Origin of the sequence: Serratia myotis (assembly GCF_027474885.1) — a bacterium.
Lineage (GTDB): Bacteria > Pseudomonadota > Gammaproteobacteria > Enterobacterales > Enterobacteriaceae > Serratia > Serratia proteamaculans.
In genome coordinates, this window is the sequence record NZ_CP099707.1 from 3302765 (window position 1) to 3321035 (window position 18271).

The window sequence follows — 18271 nt, forward strand, 5'->3', positions numbered from 1 at the left end:
AAGGCGTCCCATCAGCACATTCCACCGTTGGGGTGAACATGCTGAAAGGACGCCTTTATCCAAAATCTTGTTGGCAACCGACCGCCATTGGCCAGGTTACGTTTTAGTAATGCAACCTACGTGCCAATTCTATAACTTCACATACCCCCATTCATAGTTATACGGGCCGTAGGGGCGCTGCATGCTGCGCCCGCATGATTCAGGGCAAATGTATTCGTCCCTTTTGCACGATCGCAAGGCAGTAACTGCACTGACGGTGTGCATATACCCCTTAGGGAGTATTACCGCTGGGTGGCAGAATATCCGCGACCGCCAGCATGGCGTTGGCGATATCAATCAGACGCTGGTTCTGGTTCATCGCCATCTTCAGCAGCAAACGATGGGCCGCCTCCTCGGTCAAGCCGCGATGCTGGATCAGCAGGCCTTTGGCGCGTTCAATCTGCTTGCGTTCATTCAGCGTTGCCCGCGCCGTCGCCAGTTCCTCCGATAACACCTGTAGCCGTTGCGACTGCTGCTGAATCAACTCCAGCATCGAGCGGCCCAACCGCGGATGGATACCGTCCCCCGCCAGCGCCGATGCATCCCCCAAGGGTGCCGCCACGAAAACCGCGTAACTTTCTTGCATCGGCTGCGGCGCGTAATCGACGCAGTCCACCGCCAGCGCGCGCTGGGCCTGCGCCAGACTGTGGCGGCAACTGGTCATCAGTGCCTCCTCCAGCCGGTCTTCAATATGTTTCATCAGATCGATACGCGCACTGGTGATCTCGAACCAGCGCAGGCTGGTGTCGGCTTTATCATTCAGTTGCAATTGGGTACAGGCAATACGCCGCAGGCGTTCAAACTCGCGGTCATCCTGCTGCTGCATGTGCCGCCACTGGGCCAGAGAAGCTTCATCGGCAAACTCGCTGAAGGTGGCAAAGCAACGCTCCTGCCCTTCGATCAGCATCAGTAACTGTTGGTGTGCCGGTTCGCCAAAACGCATGGCGGCAAAACCGGCCGAACCGATTGCCCGTTCCTGCCCGGCCAGCTCCTTGCCCTGCATAAAGCTGAACATGGCGATCAACGCACGTGCCGTGATGGGTTCTGCACAGGCATCCGCCGCTTCAAATACCAGCGCCAGCAGGCTGTGAATGATGTCATTAAAGGTGCCCATGGCCGCAGGCTGCAGAACTTGCCTTTGCTGCACCTGGCGGCGCAATTCAGGCAAGACGGTAAGATGATGCAGCGCGCCGGCAATGCGGCTGAACAGACGACTGGCGCTGGCCAGGGGCGCAGTGCTGTCATCCAACTGCATCAACTGCCGCTGCACCGCCAGCTCAGCCTGCTCCACTTCCTGCGCCCGCCCGGCCAACCGCTCGCCAAACAACGCTCCCTGTGAACACAGGTAAATATTGACGGTACCGCGTTCCCGCTGGAGCACGTGGATCAGTTGGCTGACCCGGCCAACCAACTGCCCCATCTGCAACAGTTGCTGCAATACGGTGATTTCACAACGTTTGGAGGCCAGCAAAAAATCGCCGGCACTGGGCGGGAAAGTGTGGTTACGGCTCATGACAGGATCCCCGGTGGGCTAAATAAACCGATCCTGCAAAAGCCGTGCCGTGCTGGGTTACTTACTCACGCGATCCAGATACAGCATGCTGTTGGCGATATCCACCTTGGCGTCTTTAACGTTGTCACGCAGTGCCACCAGCGTTTGTCCCTGCAATGCCACGACGTAGGGAGAGCTGGTCTGCAATTCGCGCTGTAAGCTGGCGTAGTGCGCGGCGCGCTTTGCCCCGTCACCTTCCGCCGCCGCTGCGCGGGTTTCCGCACTCAGCGCCGGGATAGTCCACTGGGTGCGCCAGGCCAGGGTTTTCGGCCCGTCGGGCACATTGTAGGCAAAGGCGCTGGCGTTGGTGTTCGGATCCAGATAGTCCGCTCCCCAATAGGTGAAAATGGCCTGGAAATCGCGGCTGCGCATCTTGCCCCACAGGTCGCTTTCTACCACCGGATGAATATCCAGTTGCAAACCGGCCTTGGCAAAGCTGGCCTGCAGCGCCTGGGCGATATCGGTATACGGCGGCTGGTTGATGACGATCAGATCAATGCGCGTGCCTTCGGCAATACCGGCGTCATGCAAAATCTGTTTGGCCCTGGCCACGTCGAGCTTGAACGGTTGGTTGTCGATCGCCCCGTCCAGCCCCAGCGGCAGAAACGCCTGATGGACGCGGTACTGGCCCTTCAGCAGGTTGTCGGCAATGGATTGGTAGTCCACCAGCCAGCGCGCCGCCTGCCACAATGCCGGGTTACTCAACGCAGGGACCTGCTTGCTCCCGGTGTTGAAACCGAGGTAATAAACTTTGGACGAGTCCTGCTGCTCTATCCTGACACCCGGCTCTTTACGCAGCGAATTGAACTGATCAGCACCCAAATCGTAAGCCACGTCGGCGTCCCCTTTCAGCAGCAACAGGCGTCGGGTTCCGGCATCGCTGACGTTCTTCAGCAGCACCGTTTTCAACTTCGCCTGCGGTTGGGCATAGTCGTTACGACTGAACAGCAGCGCCTCATGCGGGACATAGTTGCTGACGCGATAAGGCCCGGCACCGGCGGAATTAGAACGCAGCCAGGCGTTACCGAAATCCCCCTGTTGACTGTGCTCAGTCAGCAGCTTTTCATCGACGATCGAGGCGACCGGCGCGGTCAACAGCCGCAATGCCAGCCCACTGCCGATATTGGCCGACCAGCTTAACTGCAGCTGGTTGTCCCCCAGCTTTTTCAATTGGCCCTCGACGTTTTCTGGCGTCCAGCCGAACTCACCAAGAATAAACGACGGCGCCTTGTTCAGTTTCACCGCCCGCACCAGCGAGAAGATCACATCTTCCGGCCGTACCGGATTGCCGGAAGCAAAGCGCTGGTCAGCCTTCAGGGTAAAAATCAGGCTGCGACCATCCGCCCCCGCCTGCCAGCCGCTGGCCAGCTCTGGAGCCAGTTTTTCCGGCGTGCTGCGATCCGGCGTCAGTAACCGCTGATACAGGTTGACCAGGTTGGCCGAGCTGACGGTTTCAAAGCTTTCGGCCGGATCCAGACTGATGATACCTTCCAGCGAACTGACCACCACCAGCGTGTCTTTCGGGGTGGCCGCCTGCGTGCCAAAGCTCGCCGCCAGGGCGCTGAACAATAAGGTGGGGATTAGCCGTTTCATCGATGCACTCTCCAGGATCACGCGGATGCGTTATTTTTCGAGTGTAGAGGCAGCGGCTTAGCAGAAGAACGACTAAAAATTGCTTTATTTATTACGCAGATGAATATACCCACCGGGTTAGCGGCGGGCAATTTTCAGTTCACCAAACGGCCGTGCGCCATCGCTACCGAGCGATCGCACATGTGGTCGATCACATCAGCGTCGTGGCTGACCAGGATCATTGTCAGGTCACCCGCCTGTTTCAGCTCGTTGAGCAGGTTGAGGATCTCCGCCTGCACCGACATGTCCAGCGCCGAGGTGGGTTCGTCCAGCAACAGCAGTTTGGGTTTTAACAGCAGTGCTCGTACTATCGCCACCCGCTGACGCTGGCCGCCGGAAAGCTGGTGCGGGTAACGATCCAACAAGCGCGGATCCAACCCCACCTGACGAAAACCGGCGCTGATTTTTTGCTCGATTCCGCTCTCTTTCAGTAATTTCAGCGGCTCCGCCAGGGTGCGCAACAACCGGTGTTTGGGGTGCAGCGAGGCATAGGGATCCTGAAATACCATCTGCACCTCACGTCGCAGCGTGCCGGTGAACGGACGCCCCGGCTGCAGATCGCGGCCCAGCAGGTTGAAACCGCCGCTCCAGCTTTCATTCAGCCCGGCCAACACCCACAGCAGCGAGGATTTACCGCAGCCGGAAGGGCCGACCAGCCCGAAACATTCACCCGGTTCGATATGCAGATTAACCTCATGCACTACGGTGCGCACGTCATAGCCCTGCCGATGGCTGACGCTGAGATTGTCCAGAGTAATCAGGCTCATTTCAGTGACTCCAGCAGCGCACGATCCAACACCGGCAAGGGTTTACCCCGGGTCTCTCGGCTTGGCCGACACGACCACAGCGTGCGGGTGTAAGGATGGGTGGCAGAGGCCAGGCGATCGGCGGGCAACTGATCCAGCAGTTCGCCTTTGTACATCACCAGCACCCGCTCACAATAGTGCGCCACCTGCTGCAGGTCGTGGCTGATCAAAATCAGGCCCATATTGCGTTGTTCAACCAAATTTTCGATCAGTTGCAGGACCTGATCGCGCATCTGGTGATCCAGCGCGGACGTGGGTTCGTCGGCAATCAACAATTGCGGGTCGTTAATCAGCGCAATCGCCAGCATCACCCGTTGCCCCATGCCGCCAGACAACTGGTGCGGGTAACGTTGGCGCAGCGATTGCGGATCGGGCAGCCCTACCGCCGCCAGCATATCCAGCACCTTCTCCCGCCGTTCTGCCCGGCCCAGGCGGGTGTGCAGCAACAGCGGCTCTTCCACCTGACGGCCAATCGGCTGGGTCGGGTTCAGCGCATGCTTGGGATCCTGCATCACCATCGCCACTTTGTTGCCGCGCAGGCGGTTCCACTGGCGTTCATTCAGCCGTGCCAGATCGTCGTCACCCAGCGTTAAACGCTGCGCCTGCAACTGTAACGGCGGTGGCAGCAAACCCATCAAGGCACGCGCGGTCAAGGATTTACCGGAGCCGGACTCACCCACCAGCGCCAACCGTTCCTGCCCCATGCTGAAGGAAATGTCTTTGACCAGCGGCTGGGAACCCGGCAATACCACCGACAGCCGTTCGACGGTCAATAAATTGTTATCAATGCCCATGACGAGGATCCATTTTATCGCGCAGGCCATCGCCCAGCAGGTTAAAGGCCAGGCTGGCGAACAGGATCGCCCCACCCGGTACTGCGGCGACCCACCACTGGTCAAATATCACTTTGCTGCCCTCGGCCACCATGGAGCCCCATTCGGCGGTCGGTGGTGCCACGCCCATGCCGAGAAAGCCCAAACCGGCGGCGGACAGGATGATGCCACCGAGGCTCAGCGCGGCACGCACCACGGCACTGGGCAGGCACAGCGGCAAAATATGCCCGGCCATCAGCCGCAAGCCACCAATGCCTTGCATGCGCGCTGCGGCCAGATAGTCACTGCGGCGCAACGCCAGGGTTTCTGCCCGCGCCTGTCGGGCAAAAGAAGGCCAACTGGTTAACGCCAGCGCCAACGCGCCGTTCATCAACCCCGGCCCCAGCACCGCAACAAACGCCAGTGCGATCACCAGGCTGGGCAACGACAGAAAAATATCGGTCACGCGCATCAGAATACGCTCGACCCAGCCACCGAGATAACCGGCGCTAATGCCCACCAGCAGGCCAATCGGGATGGTCAGCAGCAAGATCAATGACACCAGGATCAGCGTTGGGCGAGCGCCGTAAATCACCCGTGACAGCAGATCGCGGCCAAAGCCGTCGGTGCCCAGCCAATGGCCGGAAGCAGGCGGCAGCAGGCGCAACTCGATATGCTGCAGATTGGGATCGAAAGGCGCCAGCCACGGGGCCAGCAGCGCCGTCAGGATCAGGATCGCCACCAGCGTCGCGCCAATCGTCAGCGTGGTCAGCCTACCGCGTGGGCGATAAACGGCAGCCGGTTCGCTCTGGGGTTCATGTTCAGAAAGATATTGGCTCATCGGGTTCGCGGGTCCACTAAATAGGTCAGCGCATCGGCCAGCGCGTTAAGCACCACAAAACAGGTGCCAATCAGCAAGGTGGCGCCGAGAATGGCCGGCGTATCGGCGGCAAACAGTCCGGTGGTCAGATAACGTCCCACCCCCGGCCAGGCGAACACCGTTTCAGTCAGCACCGCGCCCTCCAGCAGGCTGGCGTAGGACAGCGACAGTACGGTGATCAACGTGCCCAACACGTTGGGGAATACGTGACGCACCAGAATACGCGTGCGGCTGGCCCCTTTGGAACGCGCCAGGGTAACGTACTCTTTATTGCACTCTTCCAGCATCGCCGCACGCAGCAAGCGGGTGATACCCGCCATCGACAGCAGCGCCAGTGCCACCACCGGCAACCACAGGTGGCTGATGGCGTTGTAGAACATCTCACGATCGCCGGACAGCCAACTGTCGATCAGGATAAATCCGCTGCGCGGTTCCATGCTGTACAGATAGATATCATCCAGCCGCCCCGGCCCCGCCGACCAATGCAGCGTGGCGTAAAACAGCAGCAGCCCCAATAGGCTGAGCCAGAAGATCGGTACCGAATAGCCGATCAGCGACAGCAGACGCGCCGCATTATCCAACCAGCCACCCGGTTTGATCACCGCCAGAAACGCCAGGGTAATGCCGCCGACCGCTCCGAGAATAATCGCGCAGGTCGCCAGCTCCACCGTGGCCGGGAAGGTGCGCAGCAGATCGCTCATCACCGGCTGCGAGGTAATCCGCGAGATACCCATATCCCCTTGCGCCAGATGCACCAGATAATGCCAGAACTGCACCGGCAAGGGCTGATCCAACCCCAGATCGTGGCGTACCTGGGCATAGGTGGCTTCGCTGGCGTGATCGCCGGCTATCTGCAGCGTGGGATCGATCGGTGCCAGATGCGAGAGCATAAAGGTGAATAACAGCAGCCCAAGCAGCGTCAGCGCCAATGACAGCAGGCCGGTAAACAGCCTGCGGCCCCAGCGCCAACTGCGCCGGGCTAACCCGGCGGAAGAGGTACGACTGATCATTACTTGCTGACCTTGCTGTAGAACACCATGTCAGGGTTGATGCCCTGCTCGTAGCCTTTCAGGTTGTCGCGTACCGCAATCAGGCTGCGCGCCTGCAGACCAATCACAAACGGCGAGCTTTTCTGGACGGCTTGCTGCAACTGTTGGTAATCCGCAACCCGTTTGGCGGTGTCATTTTCCGCCGTGGCCGCCAGCGTCAGTTTGTTCAATGCCGGTATCTGCCAGTTGGCACGCCAGGCCAGCGTTTTACTGCCGTCTTCCGGGTTATAGGCGAAGGCAGCGGCGTTGGTGTTCGGGTCAAAATAGTCCGGCCCCCAGGAGGTCAGGACCGCATCATAGTTGAGAGATTTGACCTTGGTGGAGACCTGCGCACTGAGGCCCGGCACCAGATCCACCTTCACCCCGCCCTGAGCAAAGCTGGCCTGCAATGCCTGTGCGATGTCCAGGTATGGCGGCTGGTTGTTGACCTCCAGCTTAAAGCTGACGTCTTTCAGACCGGCCTTGGCCAAAATTTCTTTAGCCTTGGCCGGGTTAAAGCTGTAAGGCTTGTCTTTCAGTGCCCCCAGGTAACCCTCTGGCAGGAATGCCTGATGGTTCTGGAACTGGCCTTTCAGCAGGTCATCGGCAATGCCTTTATAGTCGAACAGCCAGCGCGCCGCTTCCCAGAAGGCCGGGTTACCCAGCGCCGGGGACGCCTTGGCGTTGAACTGCAGGAAATAGAGTGAGGCGTACGGAATGGCCAGCGGCTTGACGCCCGGCTTGCCTTTCAGCGCGGCCATCTGGTCTGCCCCAAGGTTGCGCGCAATGTCGGCGTCGCCCTGCTCGATCAGCAGACGGCGGGCGGCCGGATCCGGCACGTTTTTGATCAGGATAGTTTTCAGCGTTGGCGCACCCTCTGGCGAACCGGGGTTGGCGTCAAGCACTACCACTTCATGCGGCACATAGGTGCGGATTTTATACGGGCCGCTACCGGCGGAATGGCTGTTCAGCCACTGGTGGCCAAAGTCATCACCCTGCTGATGCGCCAATGCTTCTTTGGCATCGACAATGGAGGACACCGGGGCCGAAAGCAGGCTAAGCACAAACGCCGGGCTGACGTTTTCGCTCCAGCTGATTTTGACCCGCTGGTCATCCACCTTGCTCAGGTATTGGTCGACATTTTTTGCGTTCCAGCCCAGTTGGGTGAGGATAAACGACGGCTCAAGATTCAGCTTCACCACCCGCGACAACGAGAAGATCACGTCTTCCGGGCGCAGTGGATTGCCGCTGGAGAATTTGGCGTCTGGCCGCAGAGTAAAAGTCAGGCTGCGGTTATCACTGCCCGCCTGCCATTCACTGGCCAACGTGGGTTTAAGTTCGATCGGATTTTTTGGATCTGACTGGATCAGGCGTTGGTACAGGCTGTTGAATGACTGCACCGTGGTTAATTCAAAGCCCTGGGCCGGATCAAAGCTGACCACGTCATCGATGGATTGGGCAATCACCAAAGTATTGGCCGGGGTTGCCGCCTGCGCGTTGAAACTGGCCGCCACGGCCAAAAATACCAAAGAGGGAACGAACGCTTTCATCAAAAACTCTCCAAGCGGATGGAATTTATAGTAATTTCGCGAGTGTATGTGAGAGCCATCGGCAGGCGAAGGTACTTAAATAACTATAGATATTCTTTTTATGTCTATAGCTGAGATTTTGATTATTAAGCAGACGGACTTTTGCGTGTGGGTGCGCAGTTGCTGGGGTAACCCTGAGCACCAATGACTTCTTTTGCGTGGCGCTGCGCAATGGGGAAAACAACGTTTTGTACCCTTCCTTGCCAGCAATTAGTCTGCGGCTAATTGCTACAGGGAGCTATCAAATGGAAACAAGCACGCCAGCGGACGGCGGTCAAAACTCACATAATCGGGCGGTGCAACAAACCATTGAAGATATGAACATCGTGCTGGCCCAATCAGGGCTCTTCATTAGCCGATTGGCCGAACAAGATCGTCGCTGGCAAAAAGGCAGAAAAAATGGTCATGCGCTCAACTGGCGCTCACTGTTGAAATTTTATGACAGTACAGCGCTCGAAACAGGAAGCTTTGCTTTTGTTTTCAGGTGGATTGCTGCGCCGTTGACTCGTGTCGGCTTTTGCCTGTGCTACTACCACAAAGTGGAAAACGTCATCGAACTGGCCGCACTGGAGAGTTTTACCAGACGTGCAGATAAACATCCGCTAAGCGGCAAAATGCTGCAACACTGCCTGCACACCCTCTATTTTTATGGCGTGAATCTGCGTGGGCAAGGGCTGATATCTACAACGCTTCCCGACATACTGATCAGTAACGTTCTCAACAATCGCCTGCTCGAGCTTTATACCCGTCAAGCTTCATTCACCGTGATACCCGGCACTATGAACTGCACAACGGAATTCATCTCATTGAGAAAATACCTAAGCCGCTTTAAAAAAATTCAGCGTTAAGTCCTTGCGTGATATGGTGTGTACAAATAACGTTCAAAAAGGAGAGCAACATGAAGGACAGGGACCTGAACGACCCAACGCTAACTATTCAAGAAGAAAAAGAAATCATGATCGAAATTTTGCAGCAACATCTTCGCTGGCAAATGGCGAATCCACCGCCTCCTGAAGAAGTCCCCATATTAGAACTCATAGGCCCAGTGCAAAAAAGCAAACGCCGTATGGTTAGAAAACTGTTGAGAAAACAGCTTTAACTTTCCCTATCGCCGGGCACCATGCCCGGCCTGCTTGCCAGCCACCTTCCCTCCGATTAAATCTGGTAATCGATCACCGTATCCAGCTGTGAGGAGAACACTTTGTCTTTGATTTCGGTCAGCGACAGCGTTGGGTTACAGAGCTGGATAAATCGCCATGCATAGTTACGTTGTAACTGACTGCGTTTCAAACCTAACCACACGGTATTGGGTTCGAACAGGTGTTCGGCGTTAAGGCTAACCAACCCGTGGTCGCGTTCCTTCTCGTAGGACATATCCGCCAGCACGCCCACCCCCAATCCCAGCTCAACATAGGTTTTAATCACGTCAGAATCCTGCGCACTTAAGGCAATATCCGGCGTTAACCCGGCAGCTTTGAAAGCGCTATCCAGCCGTGACCGGCCGGTAATGCCCTGCCGGTAGGTAATCAGGGGCAAAGTACTGAGCATTTCCAGCGTTACCTGCGGCTGACGGGTCAACTCATGCCCTTCCGGCACCAGTATGGTGTGGTGCCAACGGTAATAAGGAAACGCCGCCAGAGACTCGTCGCTCATCAACCGCTCACTGGCAATGCCGATATCGGCCTCACCGGAAGCCAGCATGCCGACGATTTCTTCGGGGCTGCCCTGATTCAGTACCACCCTCACCCGCGGATACAACGCGCGAAACTCTTTAATCACCCCTGGCAGGCTGTAGCGTGCCTGGGTATGGGTAGTGGCGATATGCAACTGACCGGCGTCGTTGCTGCTGAATACGTCCGCCAGGCGGCGGATATTATTGGCATCATTCAGGATGCGTTCCGCCACCACCAGTAGCTCTTTGCCCGGCTCGGTCATGCCTAATAAACGCTTGCCGCGGCGGATAAATATCTCAATGCCCAGCTCTTCTTCCAGTTCCCGAATATGACGACTGACACCCGACTGCGAGGTAAATAAAGTGTTGGCCACCTCGGTCAGGTTGTAGTTGCAGCGCGCCGATTCCCGAATAATTTTTAATTGTTGAAAGTTCATCCACTCCCCCCGGTCGAACAATATTGTTAACACAGTGATACGGAGTCTGGCGTGAGGGGACAAATAAGAAATAACCTTTAGTTATGCATTTTCATGCTAAGTGAATTTTTCACCGCTGTGAATTAACTGTTTCTTAGTCTTAAAATAACCAATTCCTTTAATATTAATGAGATAAATAACCACTTGTAAATTGTGGATTAAATACTCATCCAGAATAAAGTTATTAAATATAGGTATTAGATATATGAAACGAAAAAAGGCTCAGCATGCTGAGCCTCATTAAAACGCAGTGCGGGGATCAGGCCGTTGCCTCTCCACCGACAGGACCGGAGGTATTCTGCTGCAACCACTGCTGCACATAGCACACCAAATCGCCAATGCAGTCGTCCTTCATACCCTGGTTTCTCAGCTCGGTATCCAGTGAGAACAGGTACTGAGCGTTGGTACCCAGTGGCCCACTGGCACTGGCGATCAAGGGTGCGATCACCTGGTGGCTGGTATCTTCTTCAAACAGCGGATGCTGCGGGTTCATCACAAACACCAACGCGGTCACCACTTGGCCATCGGCCAGGGTGAGATCGCACCAGGTCGGCAAATAACAGCCGGTCAGCATCTCACGTTTCCACAGCAGTTCCAGCTCTTCGCGCAGCTTGGCTTCCGGCAGGCGGAACGCCAGCCCGGTGGTACTTCCGCCCTCTTTCAGCGCTAACATACGCCCAGGCTGATGCAAGGTGCCGCGCCCGGCGGTCAGCCGCAAACAGAAAGCGCGGTGCCAGCCCTGCAACGTGGCCGGTCGCACCTCTTCAGATTCAAATACCGGGTTCCACATCAGTGACCCGTAGCCGAAAACCCACACCGGGCTGTTATCCGGCCGACGGGATAAAGTACAATCCAGTGAGGCCGCACGCTGCTCTGATGTCAGTAACAGCGACTCCTCAATGGTGCCGAATGCTGTTTTGCAATCCGCATTTTGCAGAAAATCTCGCGTTAACACCTTAACAACCTCCCGGGAATAAGATCGCTCCTACTCCCTAGCCACTGTTCAACTTTATTATTGAGTACGGAATTTTATTAATTCTATAACCCTTTCCGCGATAATAATGACCTTATTCTTTTCTCGGGGAGCAATCAAGTTTCAGACGATGTTTAAAGTGAAAAAGTATTTGTACTCAGCAGCAATAATATCGAAGGGTAAAATACCTCAGTTAAGCATTAAGCGATCGCCATCCTGCTTCGTCGCGGTGACCGGGCACGTCTGCCACGATCAGCAAACAATTCTCATTATCAAATGGCGTGATATACTCAGCGCCAAACGAACATAAGGAGAACCCCGTGACTACCGAAGCCCCACGCTCACGCGCACCCTACCTGATTGCAGTCAGTGCCATTCGCGATATTACCCCGCACCTGCGTCGTATCACCTTCACCGCGCCGGACCTGCGCTATTACCCGGCAAATGCTGCTGCCGCGCACATTAAGGTTTTCCTGCCGCTGGCAGGCCAGACACAGCCGGATCTGCCGACGCTGACCGAAAATGGCCCACGCTGGGCAGCCGATGCGGTACGCCCCATTGTTCGCACCTACTCCATCCGTGCGGTACGTCCGGAACTGGCGGAAGTCGACATTGAATTCGCCATTCATGACCACAGCGGCCCGGCGGTTGACTTTGCTCGCGCGGCGAAAGCCGGCGATAAAATTGGCATCAGCAATCCCGGTGGCCCGAAACCTATGCTGCCAGAGGCTGACTTCTACTGCCTGGCCGGCGATCCTTCTTCTTTACCCGCTTTGGCGGCGTTGCTGGAAACACTACCGGCACGCAGCGAAGGTCATGCCTTTATCCGGGTTGATAGTGCAGCCGATGTGATCGACCTGAAAAAACCTGCGGGTTTTGAACTGAGCTGGATTATTGGCGGCACCGAGAAAACGGCAGAGCTGGTCACGCAGTTTTGTGCATTGCCGCAGCCGCAGGCCGAGACCCAGTACTGGCTGGCCGGTGAAGATCGTCTGGTGGTAGAACTGCGCCGCTACCTGCGCCGCGATCGTCAATGTGAGCGTAATCGCCTTTATGCCGTGCCTTACTGGCGTGAGGGGCTAAATGAAGAGGGTTACCATAATAAGCGGCATGAAATTATGGATAATATTGATGACTGATAGGAATTTTTCCCTTTATTAACCAAGGAATAGATTCGCAAACTGCAATTTATATGCCGTTAATGAAGAAAACAAATCTCACTGCGTAAAAGTAAGTAAAGAAAACCGCATCCCGTGCGGTTTTTTTGTTAACCTAGTCACATATTGCAAGCATTTGCTTTTGCAAGTAAAACAACATCACATCATTCCCCGGCACGAGCCACTGGGTGTATCCTATTATTATAAAATAAAAATGCATTCTGGATGCGCAGAGTTGCCTTTAACGGCAGTCAGCGAAGACGGGACCACGCTGTTTGAGAAGGAGTACCATCGAAATGAAGTCGCAAAACGATCCTGGCCGATCCAAATCCCGCCACACCGAGTATTCCCTGCTGCTGCCCATTGCCGCCCTGGTGGTGCTGAATTTGTGGGGCAATACCAGCAACTTTCCGTTGATCGTCGGTATTAACATCGTTGCCCTGATCGGTATTCTCAGCAGTGCGTTCAGCGTAGTACGCCACGCCGACGTCTTGGCTCACCGCCTGGGTGAACCCTATGGCTCGCTGATCCTCAGCCTGTCGGTGGTGATCCTGGAAGTCAGCCTGATCTCCGCATTGATGGCCACCGGTGATGCCGCTCCGGCGTTGATGCGCGATACCCTTTACTCGATCATTATGATTGTCAGCGCCGGGTTGGTGGGTGTTGCACTGCTGCTTGGCGGACGTAAATTCGCCACCCAGTACGTTAACCTCGGCGGTATAAAACAGTATCTGATGGCGATTTTCCCGTTGGCGGTGATTGTGTTGGTGTTCCCGAGTGCGCTGCCGGGCGGTAACTTCACTACCGGTCAGGCGCTGCTGGTTTCGGTGATTTCTGCCGCCATGTACGGCGTGTTCCTGGTGATCCAGACCAAAACCCACCAGAGCCTGTTCGTCTACGAGCACGAAGATGACGATGGCGACCCGCACCATGGCAAGCCTTCCTCGCACAGCAGTGCCTGGCATGCCGGTTGGTTGGTGGTACATCTGATTGCAGTGATCGCGGTGACCAAGTTCAACGCCAATCCGCTGGAAGGTTTGTTGACCAAGGTAAATGCCCCGGCGCAATTTACCGGTTTCCTGGTCGCCCTGCTGATCCTGTCGCCTGAAGGTCTGGGGGCACTGCGAGCGGTATTGAATAATCAGGTACAGCGCGCCATGAACCTGTTTTTCGGTTCGGTGCTGGCGACCATTTCCCTGACGGTACCGGCGGTCACCGTCATCGCCACGCTGACCGGTCAGACGTTGATCTTCGGTTTGCAGACGCCGCATATCGTGGTGATGCTGACGGTGTTGTTGCTGTGCCAGCTTTCGTTCTCCACCGGCAGGACCAACGTGCTGAACGGTACGGCGCACCTGGCGCTGTTCGCCGCCTATATGATGACCATCTTTGCCTGATTACCCGAAGGGCGCCCCGTGGCGCCCTTCGTCTTTATACATAGCGCAAAAGCTTATACCGCGAAAAAAATGCCCGCCGCGATACCGCCAAACAAAATCCATTTAATGATGTAATACCCGGTACGGTTCCACGCCTTCAGCCGTTTCCCCACTTTGCGCACCGCATAAATATACTTGAACAGCTTGTTAACCCCCCCGGTACGATCACCCTCTTCATTGGGTGCAGTGGCCGCACTCATCAAATTACGTCCCAGCCAGTGGTTGATACCCTGTGCCCAGCGGAAACGCATCGGCCGTTCAATGTCACAGAACAGAATCAGCCGGTTCTGCCCGCTCTGGTTTTCGGCAAAATGCAGATAGGTCTCATCAAACATTACCCCTTCGCCATCGCGCCAACTGTAGCGCTCGCCGTCCACTTCAATAAAACAGCGGTCGTCATTCGGGGTAATCAGCCCCAGGTGATAACGCAGCGAACCGGCGTAAGGATCGCGGTGGCGTGGCAGGCGGCTGCCGTCCGGCAGTTCGGCAAACATCGCCGCCTTGACTGAAGGCAGGCTGCGCAACAGCGCGGTAGTCTGCGGACACAGACTCATCGCCGACGGGTGGCTGTCTTCATACCATTTTAAATAAAAACGTTTCCAGCCGGTTTTGAAGAACGAATTGAACCCGGCATCGTTAAACTGATCCGAGGCTTTAATTTGCTGGATCGCCATCAACTGCTGCCCTTCATCACGGATAGTTTGCCAATTATCCCGCAGTACCTTCAACTCGGGGAATTGCTCCGGTTGCAAATAAGGCGTGGTCGGCACGCGTGAGAACAGATACATAAAAACGTTCAGTGGCGCGGTAAAGGTCGAGTGATCAGAAAGCTGCCGCCAGAAGGTGTAACGCACCCTGCCACGGTAATGGACATACACAACGCACAAAATAAATAGCAATAAAATAATATATTTCATGATTGAACCGCTTTGAAGATCCCAATGCCCAGTACGCCACTCCGGCATACTCCCCAGATATTCCCTTTTGGCGGATGCACCGCTACGCCCTGCTGGAACCCCACTAATCATTAACGCTAACTCAACGAAAATCTATACAAAAAACCACAATAGTTTACACAAAAGCTAAACGAGCGAGGATTGGACTCCGACCAGTCGAGGCTGAGCAACCCGCTAAAAGCAATAATCGACAATTACTTTTTGGTTTCTTCTATTAACGGCACGAGTAAGTTACGGTAAAGCAATAAATTAATAATTTGATTTCGATCAGTACGCCATAATTTACCCATGATTAACTCAGAGTGTTATTTAAATTAAATGGCAAAAACGCGAACAATAATAAAAACAAATAATACGTGCGGGAAATATCATGAAAAATATATCAGAAATCAGAATGAATCGCAGAACCTTGTTAAAAGGGCTGGGGGTCATTGGGTTGGCCAGCATCTCACCCTGCGTTTTTTCCATGGCGCTGGACAAGGGTAAACCCTTGCCCCGAGTGCGGCTTAAACTAACCGACTATCAAACCTTTAGATCAACCTGTGCCATGGAGTGTTTACACTGCAATTTAACGGCTTATGTCTATCAGGGTGAGCTGAAGAAAATAGAAGCCAGCAAAGATTTTAACGTCAAGTGCTGCCTGCGCGGAATAAGTCGGACCAAATGGGTGTATCACCCACTGCGGGTTAAAACACCCTTGCTTCGGGTCGGAGAAAAAGGCGAAGGGAAATTCAAACCGATATCCTGGGATGAGGCGCTGGACCTGATTGAGCTAAATATCCGCAACACCCTTGCCAGCCACGGAAATAAAGGCCTGTTGATTTCGACCCATGCCGGCAACATGGATTCCATTAAAAATGATATGGCCAAGAGCTTCTTTGATTACCTCGGCGGCGCCACCAAACGCACCGGCTCCTTGTGTTGCTCTGCCGTGACCGCTGCCATGATCCCGATGCTTGGCCTGCGCTACGCGGATATGCGCGACACGCTTGCCGACAGCCGATACATCCTGTGCTGGGGCAATAATCCGGCCGTGACCATGCAAGCCTATTTTAAAGAATATATTAAGGCGCAAAAACAGGGGGCGCGCCTGGTGGTGATCGACCCGAGATTTAACGAAACGGCGGCCAAAGCCGATGAATGGATCCCGATTATTCCTGGCACCGACACCGCGTTGGCACTGGGGATGATAAAAATCATTATGGATGAGCAGCGCTATGATGCTGACTTCCTGCGCCAACACACCGGAGCGGTTTATCTGGTGGATGCCGAGCAACAACAGCTTAGGGAAGATCCGCAGGATAAAGAAAGCTATCTGGTCTACGACAACCTAAGCCAAAAGCTGGTTCTCCATGATACACCCGCCATTGTTGCGGCACTGACACAGGCAGAACTGCCTGCAGATGCCGGTTATACCACGGTGTTTGAACTGATCCGCCAGGAGGCCGCCCCCTGGAACACGGAGAAAGTAGCGGCAGAAACCGATGTTCCGGCAGCCACCCTGCTGCGGTTGGCGCGAGAGTATGCCAGCAACAAACCTTCGATGATCGTACAGAATATGTCCGGCGCTCAGCGTACCGAGTTTGGCACCTATGTGGCCGCCAGTCAGTTCTATCTGGCGCTGTTGACCGGCAATATGGGCAAAGCCGGTGGGGGTGTCTGCGATGCGGGCGGAGCAAAACAGATGATGAAGTTCAATCCGCCGGTACCACCCGCACCTGACGTGCAAAAAATCCCACCGATACCGGTTTCTAAAACCGGAGAATGGATCGTCAACGATCGTCCTCACCCGATTAACTTCTGGTGGATTATGACTCTGGGCGCCCTCACCCAACTGCCTAACACCAATATGGTGAAAAAGGCCCTGAAGAAAGTGCCGTTTGTGGTGGTGGCCGATAATCTGATGAGTTCCACCGCCCTGTATGCAGACCTGGTGTTGCCGGTGACCACCATTTTTGAAGATCTCAGCCTGATGGCCGGCGTCCGCAGCCACTATGTCCAACTGATGGAAAAAGCGGTGGAGCCAGTCGGTGAGGCCAAACCGGATTACTGGATTTTTGCCCGGCTGGCCGAACGTTTCGGCTTTGGCGAAGTGTTTAATCAACCGATTGAACACTATATCGAAAACTGTCTGGCCGGTACCGGCATCACCATTGAACAACTGCGCCACGGGCCGATCAAACCGGCGGAGGTGCCGTGGATCCCGTTCAGGGACGGTATCTTCCGCACACCCACTAAAAAAGCCCACTTCTTTATTGAAGCCTGGCAGAAGAAAGACTTCCCACCGATTGTGACCTATATGCAGGTTAAAGAGTCGCCGAAAGGGTCGCCGGAGCTGGCAAGAAAATACCCATTAATGGCCGTGCAGCGCAAGCTGGCCCGGAGTATTCACTCCAGCCACGGGATGAATGAATGGATCCTCGAAGTTCAGCGTAATCAGCCTAATATCATGATCCATCCGGAAGATGCCGCCAGTCGCAATATCCACAATGGCGCATGGGCCATTGCTTTCAATCATCGGGGAGAACACCGGGCATTGGCGGTAGTAACCCGCCAAATCAAACGCGGCGTGGTGTGCCTGGACAATGGCTGGTGGGAACAGCAAGGGGGCAGCAGCAGCCACGTAACTAACGATCATGCCGAAGTCCTGGGCTCTGGCCATTGTTGTAACAGCACCCTGGTTGACGTTAGGGCGGAGGCATAATCATGGTCAGACAATATGGATTTTTAGTGGATATGCGCGGCTGTTACGGCTGCAAAACCTGCTCGATGGCCTGTAAATCCGAAAATGCGACCCCGGCGGGCGTGCTCTGGCGTCAGGTCAGGGAATTTAGCTTTGACGATCCGAACGCGATGGCGTTTATCTCGATGTCCTGTAATCACTGTGACGATCCGCAGTGCATGAAAGTGTGCCCGGCAGATACCTACAGTAAACGCCCGGACGGCATCGTGGTGCAGGATCACGACAAATGTATTGGTTGCCGGATGTGCATTATGGCTTGTCCTTATAATGCGCCGGTTTTTGATCCGGTCGAAGGGAAAACCAGTAAGTGCAATCTGTGTGCTGAGCGACTGGATGAAGGATTGCAACCACGCTGTGTCGAGTCCTGTCCGGCCGGGGTACTGCAGTTTGGTGATATTGATCTGCTGCGGCAGAAATACCGGGCTGACTTAACCCGTATCGAAACCCGCTACTCACTGCCAAGCCACCAAATCAGCCACCCCAATATCGTGATTATTCCCGCCGGGGATAAGGAATAGAG

16 protein-coding genes are annotated in these 18271 nt (G+C 55.2%); 6 read left to right on the forward strand and 10 right to left on the reverse strand.

The window, feature by feature from the left end:
- Positions 1–271: 271 nt before the first annotated feature.
- From NHG65_RS15630 to NHG65_RS15660, 7 genes are all read right to left on the reverse strand, one after another.
- Positions 272–1552, reverse strand: a complete 1281-nt coding sequence (locus tag NHG65_RS15630; RefSeq protein WP_499182370.1) for a nitrate- and nitrite sensing domain-containing protein — start codon at positions 1550–1552, stop codon at positions 272–274.
- A 57-nt stretch (positions 1553–1609) separates the two neighbouring features.
- Positions 1610–3184, reverse strand: coding sequence for an ABC transporter substrate-binding protein (locus NHG65_RS15635; RefSeq protein ID WP_499182371.1), 1575 nt, complete (start codon positions 3182–3184; stop codon positions 1610–1612).
- A 134-nt stretch (positions 3185–3318) separates the two neighbouring features.
- Complete coding sequence (locus NHG65_RS15640; RefSeq protein ID WP_099064374.1) at positions 3319–3990, reverse strand: ABC transporter ATP-binding protein; 672 nt, start codon at positions 3988–3990, stop codon at positions 3319–3321.
- Complete coding sequence (locus NHG65_RS15645; RefSeq protein ID WP_413477631.1) at positions 3987–4823, reverse strand: ABC transporter ATP-binding protein; 837 nt, start codon at positions 4821–4823, stop codon at positions 3987–3989. Before NHG65_RS15645 ends, NHG65_RS15640 begins: the two co-directional genes overlap by 4 nt.
- Entirely contained in the window at positions 4813–5682 is an 870-nt protein-coding gene (locus tag NHG65_RS15650; RefSeq protein ID WP_112349663.1) for an ABC transporter permease, read from the reverse strand. Before NHG65_RS15650 ends, NHG65_RS15645 begins: the two co-directional genes overlap by 11 nt.
- Positions 5679–6731, reverse strand: a complete 1053-nt coding sequence (locus tag NHG65_RS15655; RefSeq protein WP_499182372.1) for an ABC transporter permease — start codon at positions 6729–6731, stop codon at positions 5679–5681. The genes NHG65_RS15650 and NHG65_RS15655 overlap by 4 nt, the downstream gene beginning before the upstream one ends.
- Positions 6731–8299 carry an ABC transporter substrate-binding protein gene (locus NHG65_RS15660; protein WP_099064378.1) on the reverse strand — a complete coding sequence of 523 codons (1569 nt, stop codon included), beginning with the start codon at positions 8297–8299 and terminating at the stop codon, positions 6731–6733. Before NHG65_RS15660 ends, NHG65_RS15655 begins: the two co-directional genes overlap by 1 nt.
- Before the next feature lie 284 nt (positions 8300–8583).
- On the opposite strand from NHG65_RS15660, the gene NHG65_RS15665 reads away from it, so the two are divergent.
- Both NHG65_RS15665 and NHG65_RS15670 read left to right on the forward strand, forming a co-directional pair.
- Positions 8584–9186 carry a hypothetical protein gene (locus NHG65_RS15665; protein ID WP_499182373.1) on the forward strand — a complete coding sequence of 201 codons (603 nt, stop codon included), beginning with the start codon at positions 8584–8586 and terminating at the stop codon, positions 9184–9186.
- Between the two features lie 50 nt (positions 9187–9236).
- Positions 9237–9437 (forward strand): hypothetical protein, encoded by a 201-nt coding sequence (locus NHG65_RS15670; RefSeq protein ID WP_099064380.1) that lies wholly within the window; start codon positions 9237–9239, stop codon positions 9435–9437.
- A gap of 56 nt (positions 9438–9493) precedes the next feature.
- Here the strand turns inward: NHG65_RS15670 and cbl are convergent, their stop codons facing one another.
- Positions 9494–10447: an HTH-type transcriptional regulator Cbl gene (gene cbl, locus NHG65_RS15675; RefSeq protein ID WP_012145640.1), complete on the reverse strand. Its 954-nt coding sequence runs from the start codon at positions 10445–10447 to the stop codon at positions 9494–9496.
- Between the two features lie 298 nt (positions 10448–10745).
- Positions 10746–11441, reverse strand: coding sequence for a gamma-glutamylcyclotransferase (locus tag NHG65_RS15680; protein ID WP_207978984.1), 696 nt, complete (start codon positions 11439–11441; stop codon positions 10746–10748).
- A 338-nt stretch (positions 11442–11779) separates the two neighbouring features.
- On the opposite strand from NHG65_RS15680, the gene NHG65_RS15685 reads away from it, so the two are divergent.
- A complete protein-coding gene (locus NHG65_RS15685) occupies positions 11780–12598 on the forward strand; it encodes a siderophore-interacting protein (RefSeq protein ID WP_207978982.1) in 819 nt (272 codons plus the stop codon).
- Positions 12599–12912: 314 nt separating this feature from the next.
- Positions 12913–14013 carry a sodium-potassium/proton antiporter ChaA gene (chaA, locus tag NHG65_RS15690; RefSeq protein WP_099064384.1) on the forward strand — a complete coding sequence of 367 codons (1101 nt, stop codon included), beginning with the start codon at positions 12913–12915 and terminating at the stop codon, positions 14011–14013.
- 53 nt (positions 14014–14066) lie between these two features.
- On the opposite strand, the gene lpxO is transcribed toward chaA, so the two are convergent.
- Positions 14067–14969, reverse strand: a complete 903-nt coding sequence (lpxO, locus tag NHG65_RS15695; protein ID WP_085117324.1) for a lipid A hydroxylase LpxO — start codon at positions 14967–14969, stop codon at positions 14067–14069.
- A gap of 409 nt (positions 14970–15378) precedes the next feature.
- On the opposite strand from lpxO, the gene NHG65_RS15700 reads away from it, so the two are divergent.
- The gene (locus NHG65_RS15700; RefSeq protein ID WP_099064386.1) at positions 15379–17712 is read left to right on the forward strand and encodes a molybdopterin-containing oxidoreductase family protein; all 2334 of its coding nucleotides are present in this window, start codon (positions 15379–15381) and stop codon (positions 17710–17712) included.
- A 2-nt stretch (positions 17713–17714) separates the two neighbouring features.
- Complete coding sequence (locus NHG65_RS15705; protein ID WP_198404469.1) at positions 17715–18269, forward strand: 4Fe-4S dicluster domain-containing protein; 555 nt, start codon at positions 17715–17717, stop codon at positions 18267–18269.
- Positions 18270–18271 lie beyond the last annotated feature (2 nt).